The 22,549-nt window shown below is 60.6% G+C and carries 23 protein-coding genes, 1 tRNA gene and 1 other RNA gene; 11 read left to right on the forward strand and 14 right to left on the reverse strand.

Annotated elements, in window-relative coordinates; genetic code table 11:
* From ssrA to ACFPFG_RS29225, 3 genes are all read left to right on the forward strand, one after another.
* Nucleotides 1-379: a transfer-messenger RNA gene (gene ssrA, locus ACFPFG_RS29215) on the forward strand.
* A gap of 92 nt (nucleotides 380-471) precedes the next feature.
* On the forward strand, nucleotides 472-2,211 hold the full coding sequence (locus ACFPFG_RS29220) for a DUF6538 domain-containing protein (protein WP_380109393.1): 1,740 nt from the start codon (nucleotides 472-474) through the stop codon (nucleotides 2,209-2,211).
* 9 nt (nucleotides 2,212-2,220) lie between these two features.
* Nucleotides 2,221-2,484 carry a hypothetical protein gene (locus ACFPFG_RS29225; RefSeq protein ID WP_310636248.1) on the forward strand — a complete coding sequence of 88 codons (264 nt, stop codon included), beginning with the start codon at nucleotides 2,221-2,223 and terminating at the stop codon, nucleotides 2,482-2,484.
* Nucleotides 2,485-2,640: 156 nt separating this feature from the next.
* Here ACFPFG_RS29225 and ACFPFG_RS29230 read toward each other — a convergent pair whose 3' ends face one another.
* Nucleotides 2,641-2,925: a hypothetical protein gene (locus ACFPFG_RS29230; protein ID WP_310636249.1), complete on the reverse strand. Its 285-nt coding sequence runs from the start codon at nucleotides 2,923-2,925 to the stop codon at nucleotides 2,641-2,643.
* Nucleotides 2,926-3,133: 208 nt separating this feature from the next.
* On the opposite strand from ACFPFG_RS29230, the gene ACFPFG_RS29235 reads away from it, so the two are divergent.
* Entirely contained in the window at nucleotides 3,134-4,525 is a 1,392-nt protein-coding gene (locus ACFPFG_RS29235) for a MobA/MobL family protein (protein ID WP_380109395.1), read from the forward strand.
* Nucleotides 4,526-4,881: 356 nt separating this feature from the next.
* On the forward strand, nucleotides 4,882-6,087 hold the full coding sequence (locus tag ACFPFG_RS29240) for a hypothetical protein (protein ID WP_380109397.1): 1,206 nt from the start codon (nucleotides 4,882-4,884) through the stop codon (nucleotides 6,085-6,087).
* 5 nt (nucleotides 6,088-6,092) lie between these two features.
* Here ACFPFG_RS29240 and ACFPFG_RS29245 read toward each other — a convergent pair whose 3' ends face one another.
* On the reverse strand, nucleotides 6,093-6,245 hold the full coding sequence (locus ACFPFG_RS29245; protein ID WP_380109399.1) for a hypothetical protein: 153 nt from the start codon (nucleotides 6,243-6,245) through the stop codon (nucleotides 6,093-6,095).
* An 8-nt stretch (nucleotides 6,246-6,253) separates the two neighbouring features.
* Here ACFPFG_RS29245 and ACFPFG_RS29250 point away from each other — a divergent pair, with 8 nt between their 5' ends.
* Nucleotides 6,254-6,577 (forward strand): helix-turn-helix domain-containing protein, encoded by a 324-nt coding sequence (locus ACFPFG_RS29250; protein ID WP_380110355.1) that lies wholly within the window; start codon nucleotides 6,254-6,256, stop codon nucleotides 6,575-6,577.
* Between the two features lie 123 nt (nucleotides 6,578-6,700).
* Complete coding sequence (locus ACFPFG_RS29255; protein ID WP_380109400.1) at nucleotides 6,701-6,886, forward strand: hypothetical protein; 186 nt, start codon at nucleotides 6,701-6,703, stop codon at nucleotides 6,884-6,886.
* 168 nt (nucleotides 6,887-7,054) lie between these two features.
* On the opposite strand, the gene ACFPFG_RS29260 is transcribed toward ACFPFG_RS29255, so the two are convergent.
* The 3 genes from ACFPFG_RS29260 to ACFPFG_RS29270 all read right to left on the reverse strand — a co-directional run bounded on the left by ACFPFG_RS29260 (nucleotide 7,055) and on the right by ACFPFG_RS29270 (nucleotide 8,937).
* A complete protein-coding gene (locus tag ACFPFG_RS29260; protein ID WP_380109402.1) occupies nucleotides 7,055-7,513 on the reverse strand; it encodes a type II TA system antitoxin MqsA family protein in 459 nt (152 codons plus the stop codon).
* A 1-nt stretch (nucleotide 7,514) separates the two neighbouring features.
* Complete coding sequence (locus ACFPFG_RS29265; protein ID WP_380109404.1) at nucleotides 7,515-7,820, reverse strand: type II toxin-antitoxin system MqsR family toxin; 306 nt, start codon at nucleotides 7,818-7,820, stop codon at nucleotides 7,515-7,517.
* An 820-nt stretch (nucleotides 7,821-8,640) separates the two neighbouring features.
* A complete protein-coding gene (locus ACFPFG_RS29270) occupies nucleotides 8,641-8,937 on the reverse strand; it encodes an H-NS histone family protein (RefSeq protein WP_183019736.1) in 297 nt (98 codons plus the stop codon).
* A gap of 457 nt (nucleotides 8,938-9,394) precedes the next feature.
* Here ACFPFG_RS29270 and ACFPFG_RS29275 point away from each other — a divergent pair, with 457 nt between their 5' ends.
* Both ACFPFG_RS29275 and ACFPFG_RS29280 read left to right on the forward strand, forming a co-directional pair.
* Complete coding sequence (locus ACFPFG_RS29275; RefSeq protein ID WP_380109406.1) at nucleotides 9,395-13,213, forward strand: ExeM/NucH family extracellular endonuclease; 3,819 nt, start codon at nucleotides 9,395-9,397, stop codon at nucleotides 13,211-13,213.
* 984 nt (nucleotides 13,214-14,197) lie between these two features.
* On the forward strand, nucleotides 14,198-14,524 hold the full coding sequence (locus tag ACFPFG_RS29280; RefSeq protein WP_380109408.1) for a tetratricopeptide repeat protein: 327 nt from the start codon (nucleotides 14,198-14,200) through the stop codon (nucleotides 14,522-14,524).
* A 63-nt stretch (nucleotides 14,525-14,587) separates the two neighbouring features.
* Here ACFPFG_RS29280 and ACFPFG_RS29285 read toward each other — a convergent pair whose 3' ends face one another.
* Nucleotides 14,588-15,052 (reverse strand): ribonuclease HI family protein, encoded by a 465-nt coding sequence (locus ACFPFG_RS29285; protein ID WP_374617404.1) that lies wholly within the window; start codon nucleotides 15,050-15,052, stop codon nucleotides 14,588-14,590.
* A gap of 101 nt (nucleotides 15,053-15,153) precedes the next feature.
* Here ACFPFG_RS29285 and ACFPFG_RS29290 point away from each other — a divergent pair, with 101 nt between their 5' ends.
* Nucleotides 15,154-15,777 carry a glutathione S-transferase family protein gene (locus ACFPFG_RS29290; protein WP_380109411.1) on the forward strand — a complete coding sequence of 208 codons (624 nt, stop codon included), beginning with the start codon at nucleotides 15,154-15,156 and terminating at the stop codon, nucleotides 15,775-15,777.
* Nucleotides 15,778-15,860: 83 nt separating this feature from the next.
* Here the strand turns inward: ACFPFG_RS29290 and ACFPFG_RS29295 are convergent, their stop codons facing one another.
* From ACFPFG_RS29295 to infA, 3 genes are all read right to left on the reverse strand, one after another.
* A complete protein-coding gene (locus ACFPFG_RS29295; protein ID WP_380109413.1) occupies nucleotides 15,861-16,295 on the reverse strand; it encodes a YbaY family lipoprotein in 435 nt (144 codons plus the stop codon).
* Between the two features lie 258 nt (nucleotides 16,296-16,553).
* Nucleotides 16,554-16,630: transfer RNA gene (locus ACFPFG_RS29300), tRNA-Pro, on the reverse strand.
* 60 nt (nucleotides 16,631-16,690) lie between these two features.
* Nucleotides 16,691-16,939, reverse strand: a complete 249-nt coding sequence (infA, locus tag ACFPFG_RS29305; RefSeq protein ID WP_012206460.1) for a translation initiation factor IF-1 — start codon at nucleotides 16,937-16,939, stop codon at nucleotides 16,691-16,693.
* 450 nt (nucleotides 16,940-17,389) lie between these two features.
* On the opposite strand from infA, the gene asd reads away from it, so the two are divergent.
* On the forward strand, nucleotides 17,390-18,244 hold the full coding sequence (asd, locus tag ACFPFG_RS29310) for an archaetidylserine decarboxylase (protein WP_380109416.1): 855 nt from the start codon (nucleotides 17,390-17,392) through the stop codon (nucleotides 18,242-18,244).
* A gap of 45 nt (nucleotides 18,245-18,289) precedes the next feature.
* On the opposite strand, the gene ACFPFG_RS29315 is transcribed toward asd, so the two are convergent.
* The 5 genes from ACFPFG_RS29315 to cysD all read right to left on the reverse strand — a co-directional run bounded on the left by ACFPFG_RS29315 (nucleotide 18,290) and on the right by cysD (nucleotide 22,533).
* Nucleotides 18,290-18,562 (reverse strand): hypothetical protein, encoded by a 273-nt coding sequence (locus ACFPFG_RS29315; protein WP_232245749.1) that lies wholly within the window; start codon nucleotides 18,560-18,562, stop codon nucleotides 18,290-18,292.
* Between the two features lie 87 nt (nucleotides 18,563-18,649).
* Nucleotides 18,650-19,702, reverse strand: coding sequence for an NAD(P)/FAD-dependent oxidoreductase (locus ACFPFG_RS29320; RefSeq protein ID WP_374617444.1), 1,053 nt, complete (start codon nucleotides 19,700-19,702; stop codon nucleotides 18,650-18,652).
* 13 nt (nucleotides 19,703-19,715) lie between these two features.
* Nucleotides 19,716-20,045, reverse strand: coding sequence for a ferredoxin FdxA (fdxA, locus tag ACFPFG_RS29325; RefSeq protein ID WP_013801644.1), 330 nt, complete (start codon nucleotides 20,043-20,045; stop codon nucleotides 19,716-19,718).
* A 164-nt stretch (nucleotides 20,046-20,209) separates the two neighbouring features.
* Nucleotides 20,210-21,601, reverse strand: coding sequence for a sulfate adenylyltransferase subunit 1 (locus tag ACFPFG_RS29330; RefSeq protein WP_380109420.1), 1,392 nt, complete (start codon nucleotides 21,599-21,601; stop codon nucleotides 20,210-20,212).
* Nucleotides 21,601-22,533 (reverse strand): sulfate adenylyltransferase subunit CysD, encoded by a 933-nt coding sequence (cysD, locus tag ACFPFG_RS29335; protein ID WP_013801646.1) that lies wholly within the window; start codon nucleotides 22,531-22,533, stop codon nucleotides 21,601-21,603. The genes ACFPFG_RS29330 and cysD overlap by 1 nt, the downstream gene beginning before the upstream one ends.
* Between the last annotated feature and the right edge of the window lie 16 nt (nucleotides 22,534-22,549).

Genomic DNA, 22,549 nt, shown 5'->3' on the forward strand with positions numbered 1-22,549 from the left:
GGGGCTGTCCTGGTTTCGACGTGGGTTCGGGACCGGTGTGGTGCATGTCGAGCTTGAGTGACGCTCGTAAATCTCCATTCAAAAAAACTAACTGCAAACGACGAACGTTTCGCACTCGCCGCTTAAATCCGGTGAGCCTTGCAACAGCACGCTGATGGGCTGGGCAAGGGGGTAGCAATACCTCCCGGCTGCAAGGGAATTCACATCAGCTGGCTGCGTGCTGGGCTTCTTAGTACGTGGCAAGATCCAAGGAAGCTGGCATCCCAGGTAGCGTGCGCCTGCGCGACTTGGGAGGCGAGACTCAAAACAGAACGCTAAACATGTAGATCTGCCCGGCGAAGGCTTGCGGACGCGGGTTCAATTCCCGCCAGCTCCACCACTTTTATAACTCGTTGTTTTTAAAGGATTTTTTAGGGTGCTGTTACACAACCACTGCGAGGAGACACGAAGGGGCACACTTGGAGCCCATGCATGCTTTCCTCGGCATACCTTCAAAAATCTCGCAACGGCGTTTACTACGCGCGGTTTGTTGTTCCTGCGCGACAAAGAGTTCTTGCCGACTGCAGGGACTTCAAACTTTCTACTGGCACCAAGGACCCGCGCCATGCTAAGGCGATAGCACGCTATTTGCGGGTTTTTTTTGACGCCTTCTTGATGGAGAATGCAACTGTCTCGCGCGCCAGCGCGGTTGCATTCCTTCAAGCGCGCATGAAAAAACCAACTGTACCGCCCATGCCCTTTGGGGTGAAGATAAAGGGGCAGGGATTCGACATTGAGCTGACGGACCTTGGCCCCCAGGATGTGGGCAACATGGACCAGCTCATCGAGAACGTGACCCGGGGCGCCGCAAGGATTGCACCTTCGAACATTGCGGTATGGGACAGGCCCTCCGATCAGCCGACCACGCCAGACCATGCCCCAGCCATCAACGAGCCAGGGCGCCTATCGCCTGTGGCAGCAAAGACCGTGGGCCGGTTGGTCAAAGAGTATTTGAAGTACGAGCAGGACCGGGCTACCGAAAAGGAAATCGGCGTCAAGAAGGTGCCCCAAATCCGCACCCGCCTGAAACCCTTCATCGACCGATTCAGCGCTCGCCATGTGGGCACCCTCACGCCTTTGGACTTGGAGCAGTACCGCAAAGACTTAGCGTTCTTCCCCAAGAACATCGACAAGCTGCCAGGGGCTGGAGGACTCCCCTTCGATACGCTCATTCAGAGGGTGCGCTCCAAATCGCTTTTCCGGGCGAATGGTCAGCAAGCCCAGACCATCACGCAGAACACCTTGGATGGCTACCTAACCGTTGCGGCCAACTTTCTGGAGTTTTGCAAACGGCAGTACGCTGTCAACCCAACCTTGTTGGAGGGATTCAAGGTGAAGACAACCCAGGCCCGCAAGGGTGCATCCAGACGCGCCTTCACCCAGAAGGAATTGCAGCAAATCTTTGGGTCAGACTACTACCGGGATGGGGCTTACAACCGCTCCTATCAGTACTGGGTCATCCACTTGGCAGCGTTCACCGGAGCGCGCGTCAATGAGCTTTCGCAACTGACCACCGACGATGTTCGGCAGGACGATGAAGGTCTATGGTTCCTGAACATCACGGCAGCGGAAGACGACGGCCAAAGCGTCAAGAACGAAGAAAGCCGCCGCATCATTCCGGTGCACCAAAAACTCATCGACTTGGGGTTCATCGGCTATTGCCAAAGCAAGAAGGCGGCAGCCAAGGACGGAGCGGTCAACCTGTTCGACCTAAACCGAGCCAAGGCTGACGGTTACGGGAAGGCTGCGAGCCAGTGGTTCAACACGAAATACCTGCGGGACTATTTGAAAATTGAAGACCCGAATGTGGTGTTTCACTCGTTCCGCCATCGGTTCATCAGTTCGCTGGCCCAAGCCATCTTGGATGCCTCGGGCGTATCGGAAGAAACGGCCATAAAGGAGCGCATCCCAGAGGCCCTGATTCTTCGTCGCCTTGCTGGCCACTCCGTAGCCCATGCTATGACGGCGGGCCGTGGGCAGTTCGACGTTCACACAGATACCTACACCGGCGCTTTTTCTGTTAGGAGCATGAAGCGGGTGATAGACCGTCTGGACTATCCGGGGGTGAATTTTTTCGCCTATAACGCTTCCGGTCTTGTTGGCAAAAAAAGAATGCGTCGCGCCGCCGAAGATTCGAGCGGACCAGTAACTTTGGATTTTTTGTTTTCCTGAGTGGGCTCTATGAACGCTACCGTGGAAGTAAGTTATGAGCACGACGAGCAGGGCCGACCAATTTATTTGGTTAGAGTCGGTAATGGTGAATGGGAGAGCTTTACCGACTATCGTCAATTTGCTTTGTATCTCAAATCGTTGGAGGCAGCAGGCGAAATTTTGCCTCCCGGCTACAAAAATGTTTCCGATAGAACTGCTATGCGTTCGATTGACCCTCAGACGTTTGACCTTGACCCGGATGCGGACTCAGGCTTGAATCCGAGTTCGGTTTAAGCCTCAGCACCGACCAAGGCGGCAGAACGTCGGCTAAATCACTTGGCACCTTTATTAGATAGAACTTTTTATCACTGATAATCGTGATAGTGTGATATCCGCTTACGGGGAACTCTTTCGTGGGGTCGTAGATGACATCAAATGTGATAGACGAACTCATTTTGCCTCCACGGATTTTGTCGTCAGGCTGGCATGTTCAATCGTGGGGATGGAAGCGTCTTCAAACGCCCTTGGTTTGTCTTTTTGGCTCAAGGCCCAAACCTTTCGCAAGACCTCATTTGCTCTTGCATCGGTTGTTGCTAATTTAAGAAGCGCTCCCCCGATTGCGTATTTTCGAGCGTCGGAATTTTTCCTTGCTGTACTGGATACCTGCGCAAGAAGGGCAGCCTTTTGCGCATCGAGTTGGCTCAATCGCTTTTTCATTGCTGTTATATTCATCATGGTATAAATCTCCTTTTTCTCCTATCAAATTACCACTTTCTTTTTGATTGTGCTAATTTATATAGGGTGAATATCCCTAGCGCGTTAATCAGTTCCAGCCCCCAAGCAGCCCCCTGCAAGGGCTCACTTATGCAAACTCTGCGAGTTTGCGTTCGCCATGGGCTGCGCCCCTGGACCCCGTTGCTTCGCAAACGCCCCCGGGGGCGCTATGCCTAGCCTCGCCACTTGGTTTACCCCTTCGCTGCAAGTCTTTCAGCGCTCCAAGGGCCGTAACGCCGTCGAAGCGGCTGCGTACCGCTCTTGCACTCGGCTGAGCGAGGAGCAGCTAGGCGAGGAATACGACTACCGCCCTAAGACTGGTCACGTCTGCACCGAGCTGTTCGGTGTTGCCGGTCTTGACATGGGTATGGACGATATCGGCACCTTGTGGAACAAAGCCGAACGGGCAGAGACTCGGAAGAACTCCGCTGTTGCCCGCGAGTTGATGGTGCCTCTCCCGCATGAATGGACAGACGAGCAGCGCCTTCTTTGCGTCCGTGGATTGGCAGAAATGCTGGTCTCCCGTTACGGGGTTGCCGTCATGGCTTCCATCCATCGCCCAGCCAATGGACAGAACGACCATGTCCATATTTTGTTCACCACCAGAGAGGTGGATTCGCAAATGACCTTCGGCAAGAAGACCCGCATCCTGGACGACATGAAGACCGGTGAAGTGAAGAACATGCGGGAGGAGGTTTGCCGCATCATGAACGAGCACGCCAAGGCCAACGGTGCCGACTGGTACGTGTACGCAGGAAAGTTTGCAGAGGTAGTCGAAGGACACATTCCCACGGCTCATATTCCGGTCAACGCCCCCCGCGAACTGCGCGAGGCTATGGAAGCGGAAAACCTGGCGATTGTGGAGGCGCGCCCCCTGCTCAAACGCATCATGGAAGAGTCGAAAAAAACGGCCGCGCAAATGGAGGCAGCGTTGCAGGTCGCCGCAAGCGCGGCAACCCAAGAGCACCAGATTGTCAAAGCGGAAGTGCCCCAAGAGCGTCATTCACGTCTGCCATCTGTTCCCAGCGCTAGCCCATTGGGCGAGGACGCCCAACAGCGGAAATTGCAGCTCACGAATTCCCTTGGCCTTCGTCAGGCCTTCCGTGAGGTAAATCGGACCCACGCTAAGCGAAAAGAGGGGCGCGAAGTGGCGAAGAAATGGAAGGAGCATCTCCGAGCGCTGGAAGCCGACCCGCCCGGTCCCCTGGTCTCCATCATGTCCAAGTTGGCTCGTGCCTTGGGCGTCCGGGACACCCTGGCGATTTACGAAGAGAAGGTAGCCAAAGCCCGAGCGACCATTGAGCAATGCAGGAAGAACGACGCGGTCTTGACTGCGTACATCGAGGACCCAGAGCGCAGGCGCAAATATGAGGAGTGGAAGCAATGGCCCGAGCACCGCGAGCGGGTCAAGGCGCACGAGGCGACATTGCCCGATGCTCCCCGTCCCAAGCCGGTGCCCGGACCGGAAGATCACAGCGCAACCCCGTCCAGCTCTTGGAATGGCCCTTTCACTTTGACGCCGCACCAAACGCCAAAGATTCCCGAACCGTGGGAGTGGTGATTGATATCATTCTTTATTTATCGCCTTCGCCTCGCGGGGGCGACCTCATCTATTTTTATGGATAAAAATGGATGAGGGCCATAAAGCAAAATTGATATCAGGTTGCCGACCTTGGGAAGAATAGGCATACTCCGACACAGTGCTTAAAACTGATATCAGGAGTGCGATTCTCTCCGTCATCACTTGACCCCGCACCCCCACGATTGATAAGTTGATTGGACAAAGAAAAAGGCCCGCACGGGGCGGGCCTTTTTTACTGCACCTTCTTTTAGCCGGGAAATGCAGTACAGGGAACAAGTCCATGATACTAATTCATCGTTCATTGTCAAGTAAACAAGTCGGCGCGAAAGCCGACAATGTCGCTTGACCAAAAAACACCATCAAAATCGAGCCCAAATAGGTCGTATATCCGTGTTTCAACCGCTTCGCGGCTGATGGCAGGCTACTACCACCGCAACGGGGAAAATCTCAGGGGTTCATCGGTCGTTGGCTGCGGACGATGGCGCGCCTTTGGATTCGACGCCACAAACGCGGAAATTGAGGTTGGCCCTGACGGCGCGAAGCTACACGGCCATTTCAAATGTGGGAACGTCTGGACCTGCGACCAATGCGGCCGCGCCAGAGTCTCGCAGGCCCGTTCGTGGATTCGTGCTGCCTTAATTCCGGCATTGGAGGTCCATGGCTTGGGGGCAGCGATGATGACTTTCACCATGGCCCACAGCTACGACGGCAACTGGAAAGACTCCATCGACCTCCTGCACGCCGCATTTAAGCTCTTCGATAAGAACATGTCCCGACGCTATAAGGCAATCGGCTGCCTGGGCAAGCTGAAAAGCTTCGAAGCGCCAGTGGGCGCTCATGGCATTCATGGGCACTTTCACGTCCTTCTAACCTACCTCCTAGGGGCAGATTTGACCGCTTTCGAAGCGCTTGCACGCGCCGAGTGGGAAAAAGCGGTAGCCCAGGTGGGCGGCAAGTGCAACGAGCACGGCTTTGACCTGAAACTGAACGCCATGGCGGACTACCTTGCCAAACAGGAGCTCGCGCACGAAATGTCGAACCACGACACCAAGAAGGCGCGCAGAAAAGGGCTGTTGCTGGGCCAATTGCTTGACCGCGCGGCCCGTGGAGATGCCAAGGCATCGGCCGAATGGCTGCGCGCCATCGAAGCACTGCAAGGCCGTAGCCGTTTCCACGCTGGCGACATTGCCAAGAAGCTGGGTATCCCCACCTGCACGGCTTGGGAGGATGAGGAGCGGCAGGCGGAGAGGGAAAGCCTCTCCCCTGACGCGCCCGAACCGGTGCGCATTACGTATCCGATGCGCGACCACCTTACCGCGACGCGGGCCGACTCCCCGCGCCCAGGTTTGGCAATGATTCTGCGCGCAGCGCGAGACGCCGACTGCACGAAGGTGCTGCAGATGGTGGAGGCACTATGCAGGGAGGCGAGGGCGCGTGAACGGCGCAAGCCGAACAGTGCCCCCCCATCCTTCTGGGATTGGCCGGACGACTATTTCGACCAGCTTGCGGGGCCGCAATCACTGGTTTCCACCAAGCCTTAGCCGAATCAGGAAGCAAGCATCGCCTGCAAGTTCTGGCTTGTCATTGGCTTGTCGATGTAGTCGCACGGATACTCCTGCCGGGGATTCATCCCCTGCTTGATCAGCCAGTCCGCCAGCGGCTTGTCTTCGGCGATGTGGGCGTACGCCAGCAGGTCCATCCGCTCACATACAAACGCAAACCCGATGCTCGGAGCTAAGCGAGTATTTTGAGGAGTACCCAAAGGCTAAGGTAAGCGACGCTTGTCAGCGGCTTTCAATTCATCCTAGATTTTTGGAGAGGCGCTTGCTTGAATTTGGACTTAGCGCTGTAAAAATAAAGCGAGCTTGTATGCTCGCGCGCGCTACCCATGAAATCTTGTGGAGCAACAGAAATTTCAATGACATAGCTCTTAGCGCTGGTTACAGCCACGGTGCTCATTTAAGCCACGCGGTTCACGCAGCTACGGGCGGTATGTCTCCGTCATTGATTCGGGGCATCATGCGGGTGTGACGCTTAGCCAAGTGAGGGCACCGAGTTCCTGGAAGCCTGCGCAAGCTGTGCTTGGTTGGTGCTTTTGCGCTGTGGTTCGCCACGTCCCTTGCAAATGCTGAGCGCGTCAGGCAAGTTGAAGGGATGAACAAAGAAACATCTCTCTTCCTCGACCGTGTCGATGCCTACATCGAAGCAGCGCAACGAGAACTGACCAAGGCGCGGCAGTATGAGTCGGGGACAAGACAAGAGGCAATGCATCTTGAAGAAGCTCGGCTTGCACTCAACAATGCCAGCACTGTCTTAGCCAGAACGCTCCCTTCCTCCTGAGACTTGTTCGCGTTCGAAAGAAATGCGGAATTGAACCGGGGTCCGCAATCCTGGCCCTGCCCCAGGGCCAGCGGGTTTTGACCAATAAAAAAGCCACCCCGAGAGGTGGCTTTCAAAGAGCAATTTATTCGGTAAGCCCGCTGGTCAAGGCAAACGAAGCCAGTCGCCTCACGCGTTGACTCGAACGGCCTTGGAAAACCTCGGCTCGGCCATTTTTTTCACTTCCGGGAGGAGGTCAGGATGGCGCACCAACAGCTCAAAGAGATGGACCACGCCCGCGACTGGCTGGGCGGTGCCCGTTTCGTATCTGGAAAATGCGTTGTGCCCACCGCCAGCAATGAGCGCGGCGTCCGCTTGGGTCATGTTGAGCGCAGTCCTTGCTGCCTTAAGCGATTCAGCAATTCTTTTGCGGTCGTCCAGCACCAACTGGTCGCCTGCGGCGGCAAAGCGGTCACCCGAATCGGTGCTCTCGTCAAAATCGATTTCTTCACAGCAATCACAAAACCAGCCAGCGATGCGCGGAACAACGGAATTCAATCCACGGCGGGATATTTTGATATCGCGGATATCGTAGTGCAGCTTGCCCGCCTCGCACGCTTGGCAGGGTTTGGTGATCTTGACTTCCATCTTACAACTCCTTAAACGAAATCACTACTTTGCTTCGAGGGTCGAGTGAAACCTTCACATAGGCCATCTGCGTTTTGTTCGGACACAGCCAGTTGTAAACATCCATCCACACTCCTGGAATCTTGCCCGACTCCATGGTTTTGAAACATGTCGTATCGGTTCGAGAGCAGATGAAACCGACCATTTCCTCCACCGTCATGCCCAGCTCATCCTGAGCGGTCGCAATGGCAGTCGAAGTGAACGCCTTGCGGCCGAGCGCCCTAATTTGAGTCTGAACATCAACCAGCAGATACGTCGGATTTGCCATAATTTAACCCTTTTAGGGTGATTCGTCAACCCTAAAAGGGTTATGGATTATGTCTGCGCAGGCGCAGTCGGCTGCTCGCATGCCCGGGGGGCCGTGCGCGAGAGCTCGCCTTTGGTCACTGTGGCGACCTTTACCCCATTTTACGGCTCCGTGTGGTTCCGGCCTTGAACCCCCATCCGCGAATCCTGCGCTTTGTGCCCTGCACCGGGGGCACACCGTGGGATACACTTCGGGGGCACACTTTTCAACGCCCTCGACGTGCCAAACGTAGTGGAGTTTTGTAGCTCAGCTCTAAGTTGTTGAAAACACTGGTTTTTTAGGCAAGGGAACACTCGGGACTTCGCTCCCGCCAGCTCCACCATCCAAGACACCGCCACACACTGAAGACCTCAGTGTGTGGCGGTTTTTTCTTGCCTTGAAGTGTCCTGCGGTGTCGTCAGAATCGCACGGATTTCGCAGGGGCTGCGGGAGCAGGCCCGGCAAGGAGGTGGGTCCAGGATTGATTCAGTTGGCGCCCATGCCGGGCATGGGCTGTTGCGACAGTTCCTGGATCAGCGTGAGGCGGAAATGCGCCAGGGCCTTGGCCCCTTGCTGTATGTGGTGCAGGTCTGCCACCCCCCCCGATGCCCGAGACCAGCAGCTCTGGTTTGGTGGACAGGATGACTTCGATGAAGTGATCAGCCAGTTCTGCTGCCAACAGGGTGTCTGTGCTCTGTTTGCTCATGTGCGTTTCCTCCTTGTGGTGGAAATCGCATGGTATGGCATCGCGGCGGAATAGGGGGTGCCGACTGGAGCCATGGCCGGCGCCCGGTGTCGATCCTCAGATGGCGAGGCTTGCGCGGTCCTTGCCTTCTATCCACTTGGGCGGCTTTCCGCGGCCTGTCCAGGTGGCGCCGGTTTCTGGGTTGCGGAATTTGGGCTCTCCCACGCTGCGCTTGCCGGCCTTGTTGGGTTTGCTCTTGGCGGAGGGGAAGACGTCTTCTTTCGTCAGGCCATATTGCTGCACCATCGCCTTCGCCTCAGTGATCGCATCGGTCTTCGCATGCTTGATGAGTGCGTCGATTTTTTTCTCAAGCTCGGCTTTTTGTTGCAACAGGGCCTTGTAGTCGGATGTCATGGCGATGATGATTTGCAGTGGGAGATGCGCTTGTATATCACGGCCATGAATATTTTGTAAGTTATGAGTAAGAAAAAGAGTGTGCGAATGCAGGAAAAGTCACCAGCGACGTAGCACCTTCAAGACAGTCGATGGGGATGGTTGGGGCGACGAGATGCGCTCAAGAAAAAGGCCAGCGGCTTGCGCTGGCCTGGGAAGAAAGAGCCGGTGCTTTTTGAAAGCTTCCTGGGGGAATGAGAGGGAGGGAGGAGGAAATGCCCCAGACCCGGCAATGAAACGGTGCAGAAACTGAAGGCGATGATGCCTGGCGTGCGCAGGTCCGCCGATGGGTGGGAGGCGAGTCTGCACGTAGGACGGAGGAGCATCTGCCGAGTCACAGGCTGGTCATCTCCATGCGCGATAAACCGGGAGTTGCGCAACCATGGGGGGGAGCGCATTGCTTTTTTATTGCGCATCCATGTCTATTGCTGCCACGCTGATTCCATTTGTTTTCAACCCGGCCAATCCGGTGAGTGCGCCATTGCAGCGCCATCGTTGGCGTCTGTATGGCGCGGGGCTGCTTCTTTCGGCATCTGCCGGGGTATGGGCGCAGGTTCCCTTCAACGGCACCTACACGCAGAATTTCGACACCCTGGCAGATTCCGGGGTGGGGCTGGCGTGGGCCAATAACAGCACCTTGCCGGGATGGTTTCTCTTCAACAAGAACCTGGCATCCATCACCTCTTATGTGGCTGGCAATGGTGCCTCCAACACCGGCAGCTTCTACAGCCTGGGGCTGGGCGCGGACCGTGCCTTGGGGGGCGTGGCATCAGGCGGGGCCTACTTTGGCAGCCCGGCCCAGGGTGCTGTAGCGGGCTGGATTGCGCTGGCGGTGCGAAATGACACGGGTGGCTCGGTCGACGGCATCACCTTGCGATTCAACGGCGAGCAATGGCGCAACGGTGGCAATACGGAACCGCAGCCCATGGTGCTGGAGTACGGCATGGGGGCCACCTTTGCCGACGTGCCCGAATGGCTGCCTGCCGGCGCGAACTTCAACTGGCAATCGCCGGTTGCCACCGGCAATGCTGCCGCCGTGGACGGCAACGTGGCCGGGCGGGTGAGCAATGTGGGCGGGGATCTGCGCGGCCTGGGCTGGGCGCCAGGTGCCACGCTGTGGCTGCGTTGGATTGAGCTCAATGATGTGGGCAACGACCACGGCCTGGCCATTGATGATGTCTCCATCACCCTGGCGCTGCCCGACACCACGGCACCCATGTTGCAGGCAAGCATTCCCGCGATGGCGGCAACCGGGGTGGCGCTGAATCCCGAAATCAAGCTGAGTTTCGATGAGGCGGTGAAACCCGGTAGCGGCAGTTTCGAACTGCGCCAGGGCGGCACGGTGGTGGCAACGCTGCAGGCTGGCGATGCGGCACAGGTCAAATTCAGTGGCTCGACCATCACGCTCAACGCGGGTGTGCGGCTGGCGGTCAATACTCCCTATACCCTGGTTTCCGTGGGCGAGCCGGTGCTGGATACCTCGGGCAATGTGTGGACCGGCACGACGCTGGGCTTCACGACAGGAGACGAGCCGCCGGTCACCAGGATTTCTGCGGTCCAGGGCTCTGGCGATCAGTCTCCTCTGGTGGGGCAGAAGGTGACGGTGAGTGCCGTGGTGACGGCCTATATGCCTGGACTGAGCGGCTTCTTCGTGCAGGAAGAGGCGGCAGACTCCGATGGCGACGCTGCTACCTCGGAGGGCATCTTTGTCTACTACGGCAACGCCAATCCTGGCGTGGATGAGAGCATGGTGGGCAAGCTGGTGCAGATTTCCGCCTCGGTGAGCGAGTTCCGCAATCAGACCCAGCTCAGCGCCATCACGGACTTCGTTGTGCGCGGCGCGGCGGCCTTGCCGGAGCCGGTGCGTATCGCACTGCCTGTCAGCGACATGGGGCAATGGGAGCGCCTGGAAGGTATGCGTGTGGAGGTGGCATCCGCCACCGCAGGTGGCAAGCTGGTGGTGAGCGACAACCGTACGCTGGGCCGCTACGGCAATGTCACGCTGTCTGCCGATACGCCGTTGGCGCAGTACACCGAAGTCAACGCCCCCAGCGTGGCGGGCTATGCAGCCTACGTGCAGACGCTGCAGCGCAGCCAGATCATTCTCGATGATCGCTCTGGGGCCCAGAATCCCGAGTTCGTGCCGGGTCGTGGCGGCTTGCCGCTGTCGGCGTCCAACACGCTGCGCGCTGGCGATGGCGTGGACCGCGTCATCGGCGTGCTCGACCAGTTCTTTGATGCTGCCGCCAGCCAGCCCTATCTGACCAGCTACCGCGTGCAGCCCACGCAGACTCCGCAGTTCACGGGAGCCGCGCGACCTTCTGCTGTTGAATTGCAGCAGGCCGTGGGAGCGGCCACGCTCAGGATCGCGTCTGCCAACGTTCTCAATTTCTTCAACCTGACCGGTGCCACAAGCGGCTCTTCCCAGGTGATGTTCAACACGCCGCTGGGCAACCAGCAGGGCATTCGCGGCGCCAACAGCGTTGCCGAGCTGAACAGGCAGCGCGCCAAGATCGTGGCCAATCTGCTGGGGCTGGGCGCCGATGTGTACGGCCTGATGGAGGTGCAGAACAATGGCTTTGGCCCGGGCAGCGCCATCCAGGATCTGGCCGACGCCTTGAATGCGAGTGCGGACAAGCCTGCCGGCGCCGTGTATGCGGTGGTCAAGGCACCCTTCAGTGAGGCTGCAGGCACGGTGCCAGGCGCGGGCACGGATGCCATTACCGTGGCCATCCTCTATCGCAGCGACCGCGTCACGCCGGTGGGCAGCGCAGCGGCACCCAATGTCTCCACCTACGATGCCTTCAACGGAAGCATCGGCGGAGCCCGCGTGCCGATTGCGCAGACCTTTGCCGTGGGCGGCAGCACGGAGCAGTTCACCCTGGTGGTGAACCATTTCAAATCCAAGGGCAGCGTGCTCGGCGGCGCGGGCAATGCGGACGTGCTAGACGGCCAGGGCGCCAACAACGCGGCACGCGTGAAGACGGCCCGGCAATTGAGCAACTGGCTGGCAACCCGGCCCACAGGCGCGACCAGCCCCCACGTGGTGCTGGTGGGCGACTTCAACGCCTATGCGAAGGAAGATCCCATCACCACGCTGGAGACCGGCGGCTATGTCAAGGTCTCCCAGGGGCTGTCCTACGCATTCGACGGAATGTGGGGTTCGCTGGACCATGTGCTGGTGAGCACCAGCCTGCAGCCCAGCGTGGGGCGTGCAGTCAAGTGGGCCATCAATGCGGAGGAGCCCGAGGTGCTCGACTACAACGTCGAGTTCAAGTCGCTGGATCAGCAGGCCAGCTTCTATGCGCCCACTGCCTATCGTTCCAGTGACCACAACCCCATCCTCCTGGGCCTGAATTTCGGTGGCCAGGCGCCATCGTTCAGCGGCGTGCCTGCCAATGCACAGGCCGTGGTGGTGGGCCAGGCGGCCGATCTGGCGGATGTGGTGGTGGCCGATGCCGACAGCCCCGTCGTCACACTGTCCATCGTCGCCAGCGGCGGACAGGTGCTGGGCCTGGAGGATGCCGATGCCGCACAGCCCGGCATACAGCTGCGCGGCAGCCCCGAACAGGTGTCGCGGCAATTGAGCGCCGCCATGTACATGGCTTCGGTGACCGGCCCAGCCAGTTTGCAACTGAGCGTGAGCGATGGTGTCCATGCGGCTGTGACTGCCAGCTATCCGCTGCTGGCGACCGCAGCGGGCGCGGTGGACCCTGCCAATCGATTCAATATCACCGGAGCAAGCCAGATTGCAGTTGCGGGCGAGGTCGTGGGCGGTGGCGCCAGCTGCCGCCTGGCCGAGCCGCCGCAGGTCATGGCGGCACCGGGTGCTCCACGTCCTGGGGCGGTGGTGCCACATGGGCTGTTGAAGCTCAATACCGATGGCTGTGATGCGGGTGCGCTCGTGACGGTCAGGCTGACCTATCCGAACGATCTGCCCAGTGGTGCTGAATACTGGAAGTGGGGTCGCACGGCTGATAACACCGCGCAGCACTGGTACCGCATACCTGCAACGCTGCAGGGGCGCGTCGTCTCCTTCGTGCTGCGCGATGGCGGCCTGGGCGATGACGATCTGCTGGCCAATGGCCGTGTGGAAGACCCTTCGGCCCTGGTGCTGCCTGCCGCGGTCGGTGGCGGTACGCCGGCGGCGATTCCGTCACTGAGCGAGTGGGCGGTCGCGCTGCTGAGCCTGATGATGGGTGGACTGGCCATCCGTCTGCGCCGCCGCAACCCTTGATGCTTCCGTGAAAAGGCCCGGTCTGCACCATGTGCAGACCGGGCTTTCTGCATTGGGGCAGGGGAAGCTGCGGACAGGTATTTGCCTGACTGAGTGCAAGAGGGATAGGAGGGGGAGGATCTTGGTGCGCAACCGCAGGCCGATGCTCGATGATGGCCGGGTTGGGGGCAAAAGTGGCGCGTCTGCTGCTGCGGGCGCCGTCTCGAAGGGGGTGCGCGAGATATCCAGAAACGATCGTGCTTGAAAAAGAGCCTGGCTAACCGGCATACCGCTGGCTGGCAAAAACGACTGCAGGCTGAACTGGCCTGACGAGTCGCCCCACGATGAAACTGAACTGCTGCAACACCATGAATGCTGCAGCATGGGTTGAATGATATACGCAAACAAGAATCATTCTCAAATAAACCCATAACTTTCTCTGGAATTAGAAAAAAGCTTGTGTTTTGCGGTTTTCGCCTGCCGGACCGGTGCCTGACCTGCTGTTGCTCAAGAAAAACGCCCCGGCTGCGGAGGCGGCCGGGGCGCTGAATGGAGCGTTCCATGCGATCAATCCAGGAAGGACACATGCTAGGGGTTTTGAATGAGAGCGCCTGCGTCTGCGTCTCCGGTCCTTCCTGGTTGTCAAGTGTAAATTGAAACAAGGTGCTTGATGGGGTCAAAGCAGCGGAAGTTGCATGCATCTGAGTCGTAAAGCTGTTTTTTTTTGTACTCCGATGCGACCGCCTCAAGCCAAATGCGTCGTGCAATGCAAAAAGCCCGCTGTGGAGCGGGCTTTTTTTCTGGGAATGTGGACGATGGCTCTTACGCGACCATCGTTTTACGGCAGAACGTCTCTGCGGCTGTCACCGTTGTTTTTTTCGTCGTAGTGCACGACGCGCCGGCGTGAGATACAGCATTGCCTGCGCAGACAACCACGGGATTATAGCAGAGGCAGAATTTGCCGCTGGAGCCATGGGCCTGTGTTGCCGCAGAAGGGGTTTGAAGATGAATGAAATGACGCAAAGGCTTGAGGGCCTGCTCGCATCCGGCAAGGACTCGGCACTGCTGCGCTGTACCTTGGGCAAGACCTATCTTGAAAACGAGGCGCCTGGGGTGGCTCATTCACACCTGGAGCGGGCCACTGAACTCGATCCCGGCTATTCGGTGGCGTGGAAGCTGCTGGGCCGGGCATTGCTGGCGCTGGGCGACGCTGCTGGAGCGCGGCGGGCGTGGAATACGGGATTGGCCTGCGCGCAGGAGAAGGGGGATGCCCAGGTCGTGAAGGAGATTGCCGTGTTCCTCAAGCGCCTGGACAGACAGCAGGCGGCATGAACCGAGACTTTGCGAAAGGGTGTGGGTGTGGGTGTGGGTGTGGGTGCGGGTGCGGTGCGGGATTCACGCCTGCAAAAGAGCTTCCCTGGCCAGTGCGTCGGCCTCGGTGTTGCGGTGGCGGGGTATCCAGCGCAGTTGCACATGCTCGAACCTGGCCAACATGGTGCGGGCCTCATCAAAGAGGTCTGCCAGGCGTGCGATGGGCTTGATGGAGCGTGGGGATGGAGTCAACTGCTCCACCAGGATGCTGCTGTCCGTGAAGATGGTCAGGCGGCGCGCCTGCAGGACTTGCAGGGCCTGCAGCGCGGCCATCAGGGCGCGCAGTTCGGCTTCATTGTTGCAGCCTCGCTCGGCACAGGGCTCACACAGCAGGTGGCGGCGTCCGTCGGGTGCGATGATGACGGCGCCCATGGCCATGCGTCCGGGGTTGGGTACGGCGCTTGCATCAATGTAGGCAGTCCAGAGGTCGGCATCTGAGGGCGCTGGGCCGCAGGCGCTTGGGCGTGATGAGGGCATTTCCAGAGGCATGCCTGCATCATGCGGCAGCGGTGGGGGTTCGGTCGCATTTCTTGTCGGATGGCGCGGGACAATGCAGGCCTGCAAAACACCGAAATGGAGGAAGGCCGCGAATGATTAGTATTCTGGGCAAGTCATCGTCCATCAATGTGCGCAAGGTGCTGTGGCTTTGCGTGGAGTTGGGAATTTCTTTCGATCAGGAGGAATGGGGCTCAGGCCATCGATCGACGCAGGAGCCGGGATTTCTGGGGCTCAACCCGAATGCGATGGTTCCCGTGCTGCTTGATGGACCACTGGTGCTGTGGGAGTCCAATACCATCTGCCGCTACCTGGCGGCCCGCCATGACCGGCAGGACCTGTTGCCGGCCGCACCTGCCGAGCGCGCGCTTGTCGAGCAGTGGATGGATTGGCAGGCAACGGAGCTGAACAATGCCTGGCGCTATGCCTTCATGGGATTGGTGAGGCGCAGCCCCGAGCACCAGGACCCCGTGCAACTGGCTGGCAGCATCGCGACCTGGCATCGCCACATGCGCATTCTGGAAGACCAGTTGTCGCGCACCGGCGCCTTTGCTGCTGGCGCGCAATTGAGCCTGGCCGATATCGTGCTGGGTCTGTCCACGCACCGCTGGATGTCGGCGCCCATGGAGCGCCCTGAATTGCCTGCAGTCCGCGCCTACTACGAACGGCTTTGCGAGCGGCCGGGCTTTCGCCTGCATGGCGCCAACGGCATGCCTTGATGGCCGTCTGGCGCCCTGCGTGACAAAGCCCCCCCCATGTTCCCCGCAGGCTTTGATTGTTGAGGGCGGCGCCAGAGGGGCAGTCAGGGGGCAACGCGCACCAGCATCATGTCGGCCTTCGAGCCTGCACCCTGGGTCAGGACCGGGTGGACGGTGTCATTGATGAAGATGAGTTGGTTGCCCTGGGTAATGCGTGAGGTGACCGTGTATTGCGTGGCAGGATTCAGGCGGCTGGGCTCGACGGGCAGCTTGAAGCTGTAGGGCGGCTTGAGGCCTTCGAGCCTCATGGACTGCTGGGATATCACCGGGGCGGGAGCATCGGCGCGCGAGGTGTCCTGCAGTTCGACGACCAGCACGGCATCGGGCGCAAGCGGAGCGGGCTCCCTCAGGTCAACCGTTCCCATGACCGCAGTGACAGGCGCATTGGGCGCTGGCTGGGTCTGGGCGCATGCACCCAGCAGTGCTGCGGACATCACGAGGGCCAGGGCTGTGCGGCGCTGAAGGCTGTTGGAATTCATTGGAGCTCCTTCTTGATTTGGGAGCCCTAGTCTGGCCTGGCGCGGCTTGCGAGGCTGTAGGAGCAGGCTCAACGCAAGCTGCTGCCATTTCCCAAAGTCGCATGGGCCGATTTGCTGGCTGGGTGCCAGTCTTGGATGCAAGGGTGTGAAAGGTTTGTGGCCATGCTGGGGATGCTGCGCTGGCGACGCTCCGTTGAAAACGTGCGAATTGGGCAGACAAAAGCCCCTGGTTCTTTCGAACCAGGGGCTTGAATCATTTGGTCGGAGCGGCGGGATTCGAACTCGCGACCCTCTGCTCCCAAAGCAGATGCGCTACCAGGCTGCGCTACGCTCCGACTAAAACGCTATTGTAGCGTCAAAAAAATGGGTATTTTCGCAATGGGCGAATTTTTTGCTCAACGCGAGCCAGGTCCAGGGCCGCGGTTGGCCAGGTGGCGGAAGGTGATGCGGCCCTTGGTCAGGTCGTAGGGCGACATCTCCAGCGATACCTTGTCGCCAGCCAGGATGCGGATGTGGTGCTTGCGCATCTTGCCGCCGGTGTAGGCGATCAGCTGGTGTCCGTTTTCCAGCGTCACACGAAAGCGAGAGTCAGGCAGGACTTCCGTGACGGAACCCTGCATTTCAATCAGTTCTTCTTTGGCCATGTGTTCAATCTCTCAGGTCTGGGTCGGTTGCGGCACTCACTTGTCGGAACCACGAAGGCCTTGCCTGGCCCACAGAACATGGGGTACGTGGGCCGAGGCTGAAAAAGCAGTGGATGTTCTGCGCAAGAGGCGCAGACCGAACGGAAGGCCAGGTCACAATGGTGTCGCAAAGGCAAAGCCCGGCAACAGCCAAACCTCCCAATTCTACAGCGTTGCATTCCCGCGCGTGCGCAGCCCAATGCGGCCGTCGCACGCAAAACACAGGTTGGATTTTTGCCGCGAGGGTGCGGCCTTTGTCACCTGCTTTTCATCCGTGGCCTCCGGAAATCGCGCGCTCGGCTTCGAGGCAGGCCTGGCAAGTGCTGAAAGCAGCGGCAGGAGTTGAGGGCGAGGGGTGCGGGTTGGCTAGAATCCGCCCACAACTTCTATTACTTTTATAGCAAAACCTCGATGTCTGATCGACTTGCCGTTCTCTCCCAGTATCTTTTGCCCAAGCAGGCGCTGACTGCCGTCATGGGGCGCCTGGCCCAGGCGCGTGCTGGCGACCTGACCACGGCAGTCATCCGGCGCTTCATTGCCCGCTATGGCGTGGACATGTCGGAGGCGGCCGATTCCGATCCTGCGGCCTACGCCAGCTTCAACGAGTTCTTCACGCGGGCGCTCAAGCCCGGTGTGCGGCCGCTGGCTTCGGCCGACTGGGTCTGTCCGGTGGATGGCGCCATCAGCCAGATCGGTGCCATCGAGGGCGAGCAGATCTTCCAGGCCAAGGGGCACAGCTACAGCGCCACGGCACTGGTCGGCGGCGATGCGCAGTTGGCGCGCCAGTTCGACAACGGGCATTTCGCCACCATTTACCTGAGCCCGCGCGACTACCACCGCATTCACATGCCCTGTGTGGGCCGGCTGCGGCGCATGATTTATGTGCCGGGTGAACTGTTCTCGGTCAACCCGGTCACGGCGCGCGGCGTGCCGGGCCTGTTTGCGCGCAACGAGCGCGTGGTCTGCGTTTTCGATACCGACCATGGTCCCATGGTGCTGGTGCTGGTTGGCGCCACCATCGTGGGCAGCATGGGCACGGTGTGGCACGGCATCGTCAATCCTCCCCGTCCCGGACGCATCCAGGACTGGCGCTATGACGACCAGTCCATCGTCCTGGGCCAGGGCGAGGAAATGGGGCGCTTCCAGCTGGGTTCCACTGTGGTCATGCTGTTCCCTGCATCGGCAGGGCTTCGCTTCAACGGGCAGTGGACGCATGCCGCGCCCGTGCGCCTGGGCCAGAAGATGGCCGGGCGCAACGAGGCCTGAGCCTGGGTGGATGGTCGATGAAACCGGGCCCAGGCCCGGTTTCTGTCACAGAATCCAGCTCAGGGCTTCAGGGCGCCGCTGTGTGGTGAACATCGAGGGCGTGATGCTCAGCCGTTCAGGCCTGACCGGGTCCTCATGGCCGACCAGGTAGACCATCAGTTCGCGGCGACGCAGTATCACGTGGCTGACCTTCTCGGCCTTGCCGTTTTGCGTGACATTCGTGCCGGGGCGAAACAGCGGCATCTGGAAGGTGAAGCTGCGCGGATCGGCCGGTGGCGCGATGGCGGTGTTGGGAGGGGCTTCTAGTGTGGCAACCATAGGCTTGATGTGCATGAGTGGACGCTGCCAACTCTATCGACACTGCCGCGCCAAACTGTAGGGCCGCCGGGGTGCGGCCAAGAGGAATCATGCCTCCGGGTGGGAAACGCCAAGGATGGCGTGCAGCCGTGCGCTGGTCGTCGTGTACTGCAGCAGCGGTTTTTCGCCCTGCAGATACTCGGCGGCGGCAAAGGCCGCCATGGTGGCTTCATGGAAGCCGCACAGGATCAGCTTGTGCTTGCCCGGGTAGCTGACGATGTCGCCAATCGCATAGATGCCGGGCGCATCGGTGGCCTGGGTTGCAGGGTTCACCAGCAGCTGCTTGCGTTCCATGGCCAGGCCCCATTCGGCGACCGGGCCCAGGCGGGGGGAGATGCCCAGGCAGACGACCAATTGCTGCGCCGCCAGTTCGTGCTCCTGGCCTTCGCCATCCATCCATTGAACGGCGCGCAGTTGGCCTGCATCGGCATGCAGTTGCGTGATCTGGCCGATCACCACGCGGATGGCGCCGCTGTCGCGCAGCTCCTGCAGGCGTTCCAGCTGGGCGGCCGAGGCCTGGAAGGCGTCGCGGCGATAGAGCAGGCAGGTGGTCTGTGCCTTGTCGGCGGCGGCGATGGCTGCCGCCACGGCCTCTTCATCGCCGCCGTGGACGACGACGGTCCGGCCGCGCACCATGTCCAGATTGGCAGGATGGTAGTGGAGCTGGCCTGCAGCCAGCTGCTCCACGCCGGGCACCTTCAAGGCCTTGGGCACAAAGGCGCCCACGCCTGCAGCAATGAAGACGCTGCGCGCGTGCAGTTCAAGGCCTTGCGAGGTCTGCGCCAGCCAGCGGCCATCGTCCATGCGCTGCAGCCGGGCGACCTGCTGGGAAAGGTGCAGTTGCACGTCCATGGGCGCGATCTGCCGCTGCAGCAGCTGGACCAGTTCATGGCCCGTGCATACCGGAATGCCGGGAATGTCGTAGATGGGCTTGTCGCCGTACAGCTGCGCGCACTGCCCGCCCACATGGGGCAGGGCATCGACGACATGGCAGCGGATGCCTTGCAGGCCCAGCTGGAACACCTGGAACAGGCCCGCCGGGCCTGCGCCTATGACGAGGGCATCGGTCTGGATCGGTTGCGTGCCGGAGGTGTCTTGCATGGGCTGCGCGGCTTCAGCGCTCGAGTTGATCGATCTTGCCGGGCTTGCCGTTCCAGTCGTCGGCGTCGGGCAGCGAGGCCTTGCGCTTGGTGATGCTCTTCCAGCCCTTTTCCAGCGACAGCTCGGCATTGAGCTTGATGAAGGCCAGTTGGTCGGCGGGGACGTCTTCCTCGGCAAAGATGGCATTGGCCGGGCATTCGGGAATGCACACGGCGCAATCGATGCACTCGTCAGGGTCGATCACGAGGAAGTTGGGGCCTTCGCGGAAGCAGTCCACGGGGCAGACATCCACACAATCTGTGTATTTGCACTTGATGCAGTTTTCGGTGACGACGTGAGTCATGGGAGTCTTTTATGGCAGTGTGAATGTCGGTATCAACCCGGGATTCTAAAATTTTTCAGGAGCCAGTCCCGCACATGGCAAGGATTCTGGCGCGGACTGCTGCGGTTTTCCGAAAGCCCACGAGCCGGCATGTGCCGGCTCGCGAAGCGGGACTGCCCAGTTGCTCAATCCAGCAGTGCAGCGCCTGCGGTGGCGTGGCTGGCCGTGTCCACAAGGATCAGCGCACCCAACTGGCGGGCCTGGGCGAAGGGCGCTGCGGGAATGCTTTCCTGCAGCAGCAGCTCCACGCGGCCGATGGCGTTGGGCTCCAGTTGCGTGGCCTCTTCCTGGGCCAGCGTGTGGATGTTCAGGCGGTGCACCACGCGGCGGGCCTTGGCCTTGATCCAGCGGTGGCCATGCAGCGCCAGGTAGGTGCGGCCGGGGACCAGCGGCTGCTCGTCCATCCAGGCCACGGTGGCGGTCAACTCGCGCTTGCTGGGCCATGCGGGCTGCGCTTGCGGGGCGTCGAAGTCGTCATCGGCCGCGGCCGCTGCAGCTGTTGGGGCTGCGACGAGCCAGTCGCCGCGCGAGACATCGACCTCTCGGTCCAGCGTGATGCCGGCCGACAGGCCTGCATCGATGGGGCCGGGAACGCGGGCATGGTCGAGCACCTGGGCAATCACGGCCTGCTGGCCGCTGGGCAGGATCTGCACGGCGTCGCCCACGCGTGCGCGGCCTGCTGCCACGCGGCCCCAGAATACGCGTCGGCCCTGGCTGGTATCGGCCGAGGACGAGAATTTCTCCACCCACTGCACGGGGAAGGCCAGCGCCAGGCCGGTGTCGGTAGGCGTGTTGGGCAACTGCTCCAGCAGTTGCAGCAGGCTGGGGCCGTCGTAGCCGGCCCAGCCGGGCTCGGCGTTGACCACATTGAAGCCCTTGAGGGCCGAGACGGGCACGGTGGCGGCCGAGGCAATGCCGGCCTCGGCCGTGAAGCGCTCCAGCGCGCCGCGGATGTGGACGAAGGCCTGTTGCGGGTCTTCGACGGCGTCGAGCTTGTTGACGGCAAACACCAGCGAATGCACGCGCAGCAGGTGGGCCAGCAGGCTGTGGCGGCGCGTCTGCGGCAGCAGGGTGAGCTGCGGGTTCTTCCAGTCGAGCTTGGTGGCATCGACCAGCACCACGGCGGCGTCGGCGCTGCTGGCGGCGGTGACCATGTTGCGCGTGTACTGCTCATGGCCCGGCGCGTCGCCGATGATGAACTTGCGGCTTTCGGTGGCGAAGTAGCGGTAGGCCACGTCGATGGTGATGCCCTGCTCGCGCTCGGCCGACAGGCCGTCGGTCAGCAGCGCCAGGTCGGTCTCGCCGCTCTTGGTGACACCGGCCAGCTGGTCCTGCAGCACGGCGCGCGTGTCCACCAGAAGGCGGCCGATCAGCGTGCTCTTGCCGTCATCGACGGAGCCGCAGGTGATGAAGCGCAAGGCCGAGGCGTTGGCGGCGGTCTGCTGTGTGGCCTGGCTGGCCTGGGTGGCCGTGGAATCCGCGACGGCTGCGTCGGCGGCAATGCTTGCGGTGGTCATCAGAAATATCCGTCCTTCTTGCGCTTTTCCATGGAGGCGTCGCTGGTCTTGTCGTCCATGCGCGTGGCGCCGCGTTCGCTGACTTCGGCGGCCAGGGTTTCGAGCACGATGTCGGCTGCCGTGGCGGCTTCGCTTTCCACGGGGCAGGTGCAGGTGATGTCGCCCACGGTGCGAAAGCGCACATCGCGCACCACGACTTCCTCGCCGTCGCGCGGGGGCGTGAGTTCGGTCACGGGCACCAGCAGGCCGCGGCGCTCCACCACTTCGCGCTTGTGCGTGTAGTAGATGCTGGGCAGGGCGATCTGCTCGCGCTCGATGTATTGCCAGACGTCGAGTTCGGTCCAGTTGCTGATGGGGAACACGCGGAAGTGCTCGCCGGGGGCCAGACGCGTGTTGAACAGCGTCCACAGCTCGGGGCGCTGGGCCTTGGGCTGCCATTGGCCGAAGCTGTCGCGGTGGCTGAAGATGCGTTCCTTGGCGCGGGCCTTTTCCTCGTCGCGGCGCGCGCCGCCGATCAGGGCGTCGAAGCGGAATTCATCGATGGCCTCCAGCAGCGTTACCGACTGGTGGACGTTGCGGCTTTCGCCCGGATGGGCCAGGCGCACGGTGCCGCGTGCCATGGAGTCCTCGACGCTGCGCACGATGAGTTCGGCGCCGAGCTCCTTGGCACGCAGGTCGCGGAAATCGGTCACTTCCGGGAAGTTGTGGCCGGTGTCGATCATCAGCAGCGGATAGGGGATGCGGCCCTTGCCGAAGGCCTTTTCGGCGCAGCGCAGCATGACCAGCGAGTCCTTGCCGCCCGAAAACAGCAGGGTGGGGCGCTCGAAGGCGGCGGCCACTTCGCGCAGCACGAAGATGGTTTCCTCTTCGAGGGCGTCGAGGTGGCGGTTGCTGAGATGGCTCAGCACGGAGGTGTCCACACGGGCGTTCATTTCTTGGTTTCCAATC

The organism is Delftia deserti, assembly GCF_042653485.1.
In the GTDB taxonomy this organism is placed as follows: domain Bacteria; phylum Pseudomonadota; class Gammaproteobacteria; order Burkholderiales; family Burkholderiaceae_C; genus Comamonas; species Comamonas acidovorans.

What these genes read in the sequence shown, in the direction of transcription:
- ACFPFG_RS29220 (WP_380109393.1), top strand. Translation starts at nt 472, where the DNA reads ATGCTTTCCTCGGCATACCTTCAAAAATCTCGCAACGGCGTTTACTAC.
- ACFPFG_RS29225 (WP_310636248.1), top strand. Translation starts at nt 2,221, where the DNA reads ATGAACGCTACCGTGGAAGTAAGTTATGAGCACGACGAGCAGGGCCGA.
- ACFPFG_RS29230 (WP_310636249.1), bottom strand. Translation starts at nt 2,925, where the DNA reads ATGATGAATATAACAGCAATGAAAAAGCGATTGAGCCAACTCGATGCG.
- ACFPFG_RS29235 (WP_380109395.1), top strand. Translation starts at nt 3,134, where the DNA reads ATGCCTAGCCTCGCCACTTGGTTTACCCCTTCGCTGCAAGTCTTTCAG.
- ACFPFG_RS29240 (WP_380109397.1), top strand. Translation starts at nt 4,882, where the DNA reads ATGTCGCTTGACCAAAAAACACCATCAAAATCGAGCCCAAATAGGTCG.
- ACFPFG_RS29245 (WP_380109399.1), bottom strand. Translation starts at nt 6,245, where the DNA reads ATGGACCTGCTGGCGTACGCCCACATCGCCGAAGACAAGCCGCTGGCG.
- ACFPFG_RS29255 (WP_380109400.1), top strand. Translation starts at nt 6,701, where the DNA reads ATGAACAAAGAAACATCTCTCTTCCTCGACCGTGTCGATGCCTACATC.
- ACFPFG_RS29260 (WP_380109402.1), bottom strand. Translation starts at nt 7,513, where the DNA reads ATGGAAGTCAAGATCACCAAACCCTGCCAAGCGTGCGAGGCGGGCAAG.
- ACFPFG_RS29265 (WP_380109404.1), bottom strand. Translation starts at nt 7,820, where the DNA reads ATGGCAAATCCGACGTATCTGCTGGTTGATGTTCAGACTCAAATTAGG.
- ACFPFG_RS29270 (WP_183019736.1), bottom strand. Translation starts at nt 8,937, where the DNA reads ATGACATCCGACTACAAGGCCCTGTTGCAACAAAAAGCCGAGCTTGAG.
- ACFPFG_RS29275 (WP_380109406.1), top strand. Translation starts at nt 9,395, where the DNA reads ATGTCTATTGCTGCCACGCTGATTCCATTTGTTTTCAACCCGGCCAAT.
- ACFPFG_RS29280 (WP_380109408.1), top strand. Translation starts at nt 14,198, where the DNA reads ATGAATGAAATGACGCAAAGGCTTGAGGGCCTGCTCGCATCCGGCAAG.
- ACFPFG_RS29285 (WP_374617404.1), bottom strand. Translation starts at nt 15,052, where the DNA reads ATGCCTCTGGAAATGCCCTCATCACGCCCAAGCGCCTGCGGCCCAGCG.
- ACFPFG_RS29290 (WP_380109411.1), top strand. Translation starts at nt 15,154, where the DNA reads ATGATTAGTATTCTGGGCAAGTCATCGTCCATCAATGTGCGCAAGGTG.
- ACFPFG_RS29295 (WP_380109413.1), bottom strand. Translation starts at nt 16,295, where the DNA reads ATGAATTCCAACAGCCTTCAGCGCCGCACAGCCCTGGCCCTCGTGATG.
- infA (WP_012206460.1), bottom strand. Translation starts at nt 16,939, where the DNA reads ATGGCCAAAGAAGAACTGATTGAAATGCAGGGTTCCGTCACGGAAGTC.
- asd (WP_380109416.1), top strand. Translation starts at nt 17,390, where the DNA reads ATGTCTGATCGACTTGCCGTTCTCTCCCAGTATCTTTTGCCCAAGCAG.
- ACFPFG_RS29315 (WP_232245749.1), bottom strand. Translation starts at nt 18,562, where the DNA reads ATGGTTGCCACACTAGAAGCCCCTCCCAACACCGCCATCGCGCCACCG.
- ACFPFG_RS29320 (WP_374617444.1), bottom strand. Translation starts at nt 19,702, where the DNA reads ATGCAAGACACCTCCGGCACGCAACCGATCCAGACCGATGCCCTCGTC.
- fdxA (WP_013801644.1), bottom strand. Translation starts at nt 20,045, where the DNA reads ATGACTCACGTCGTCACCGAAAACTGCATCAAGTGCAAATACACAGAT.
- ACFPFG_RS29330 (WP_380109420.1), bottom strand. Translation starts at nt 21,601, where the DNA reads ATGACCACCGCAAGCATTGCCGCCGACGCAGCCGTCGCGGATTCCACG.
- cysD (WP_013801646.1), bottom strand. Translation starts at nt 22,533, where the DNA reads ATGAACGCCCGTGTGGACACCTCCGTGCTGAGCCATCTCAGCAACCGC.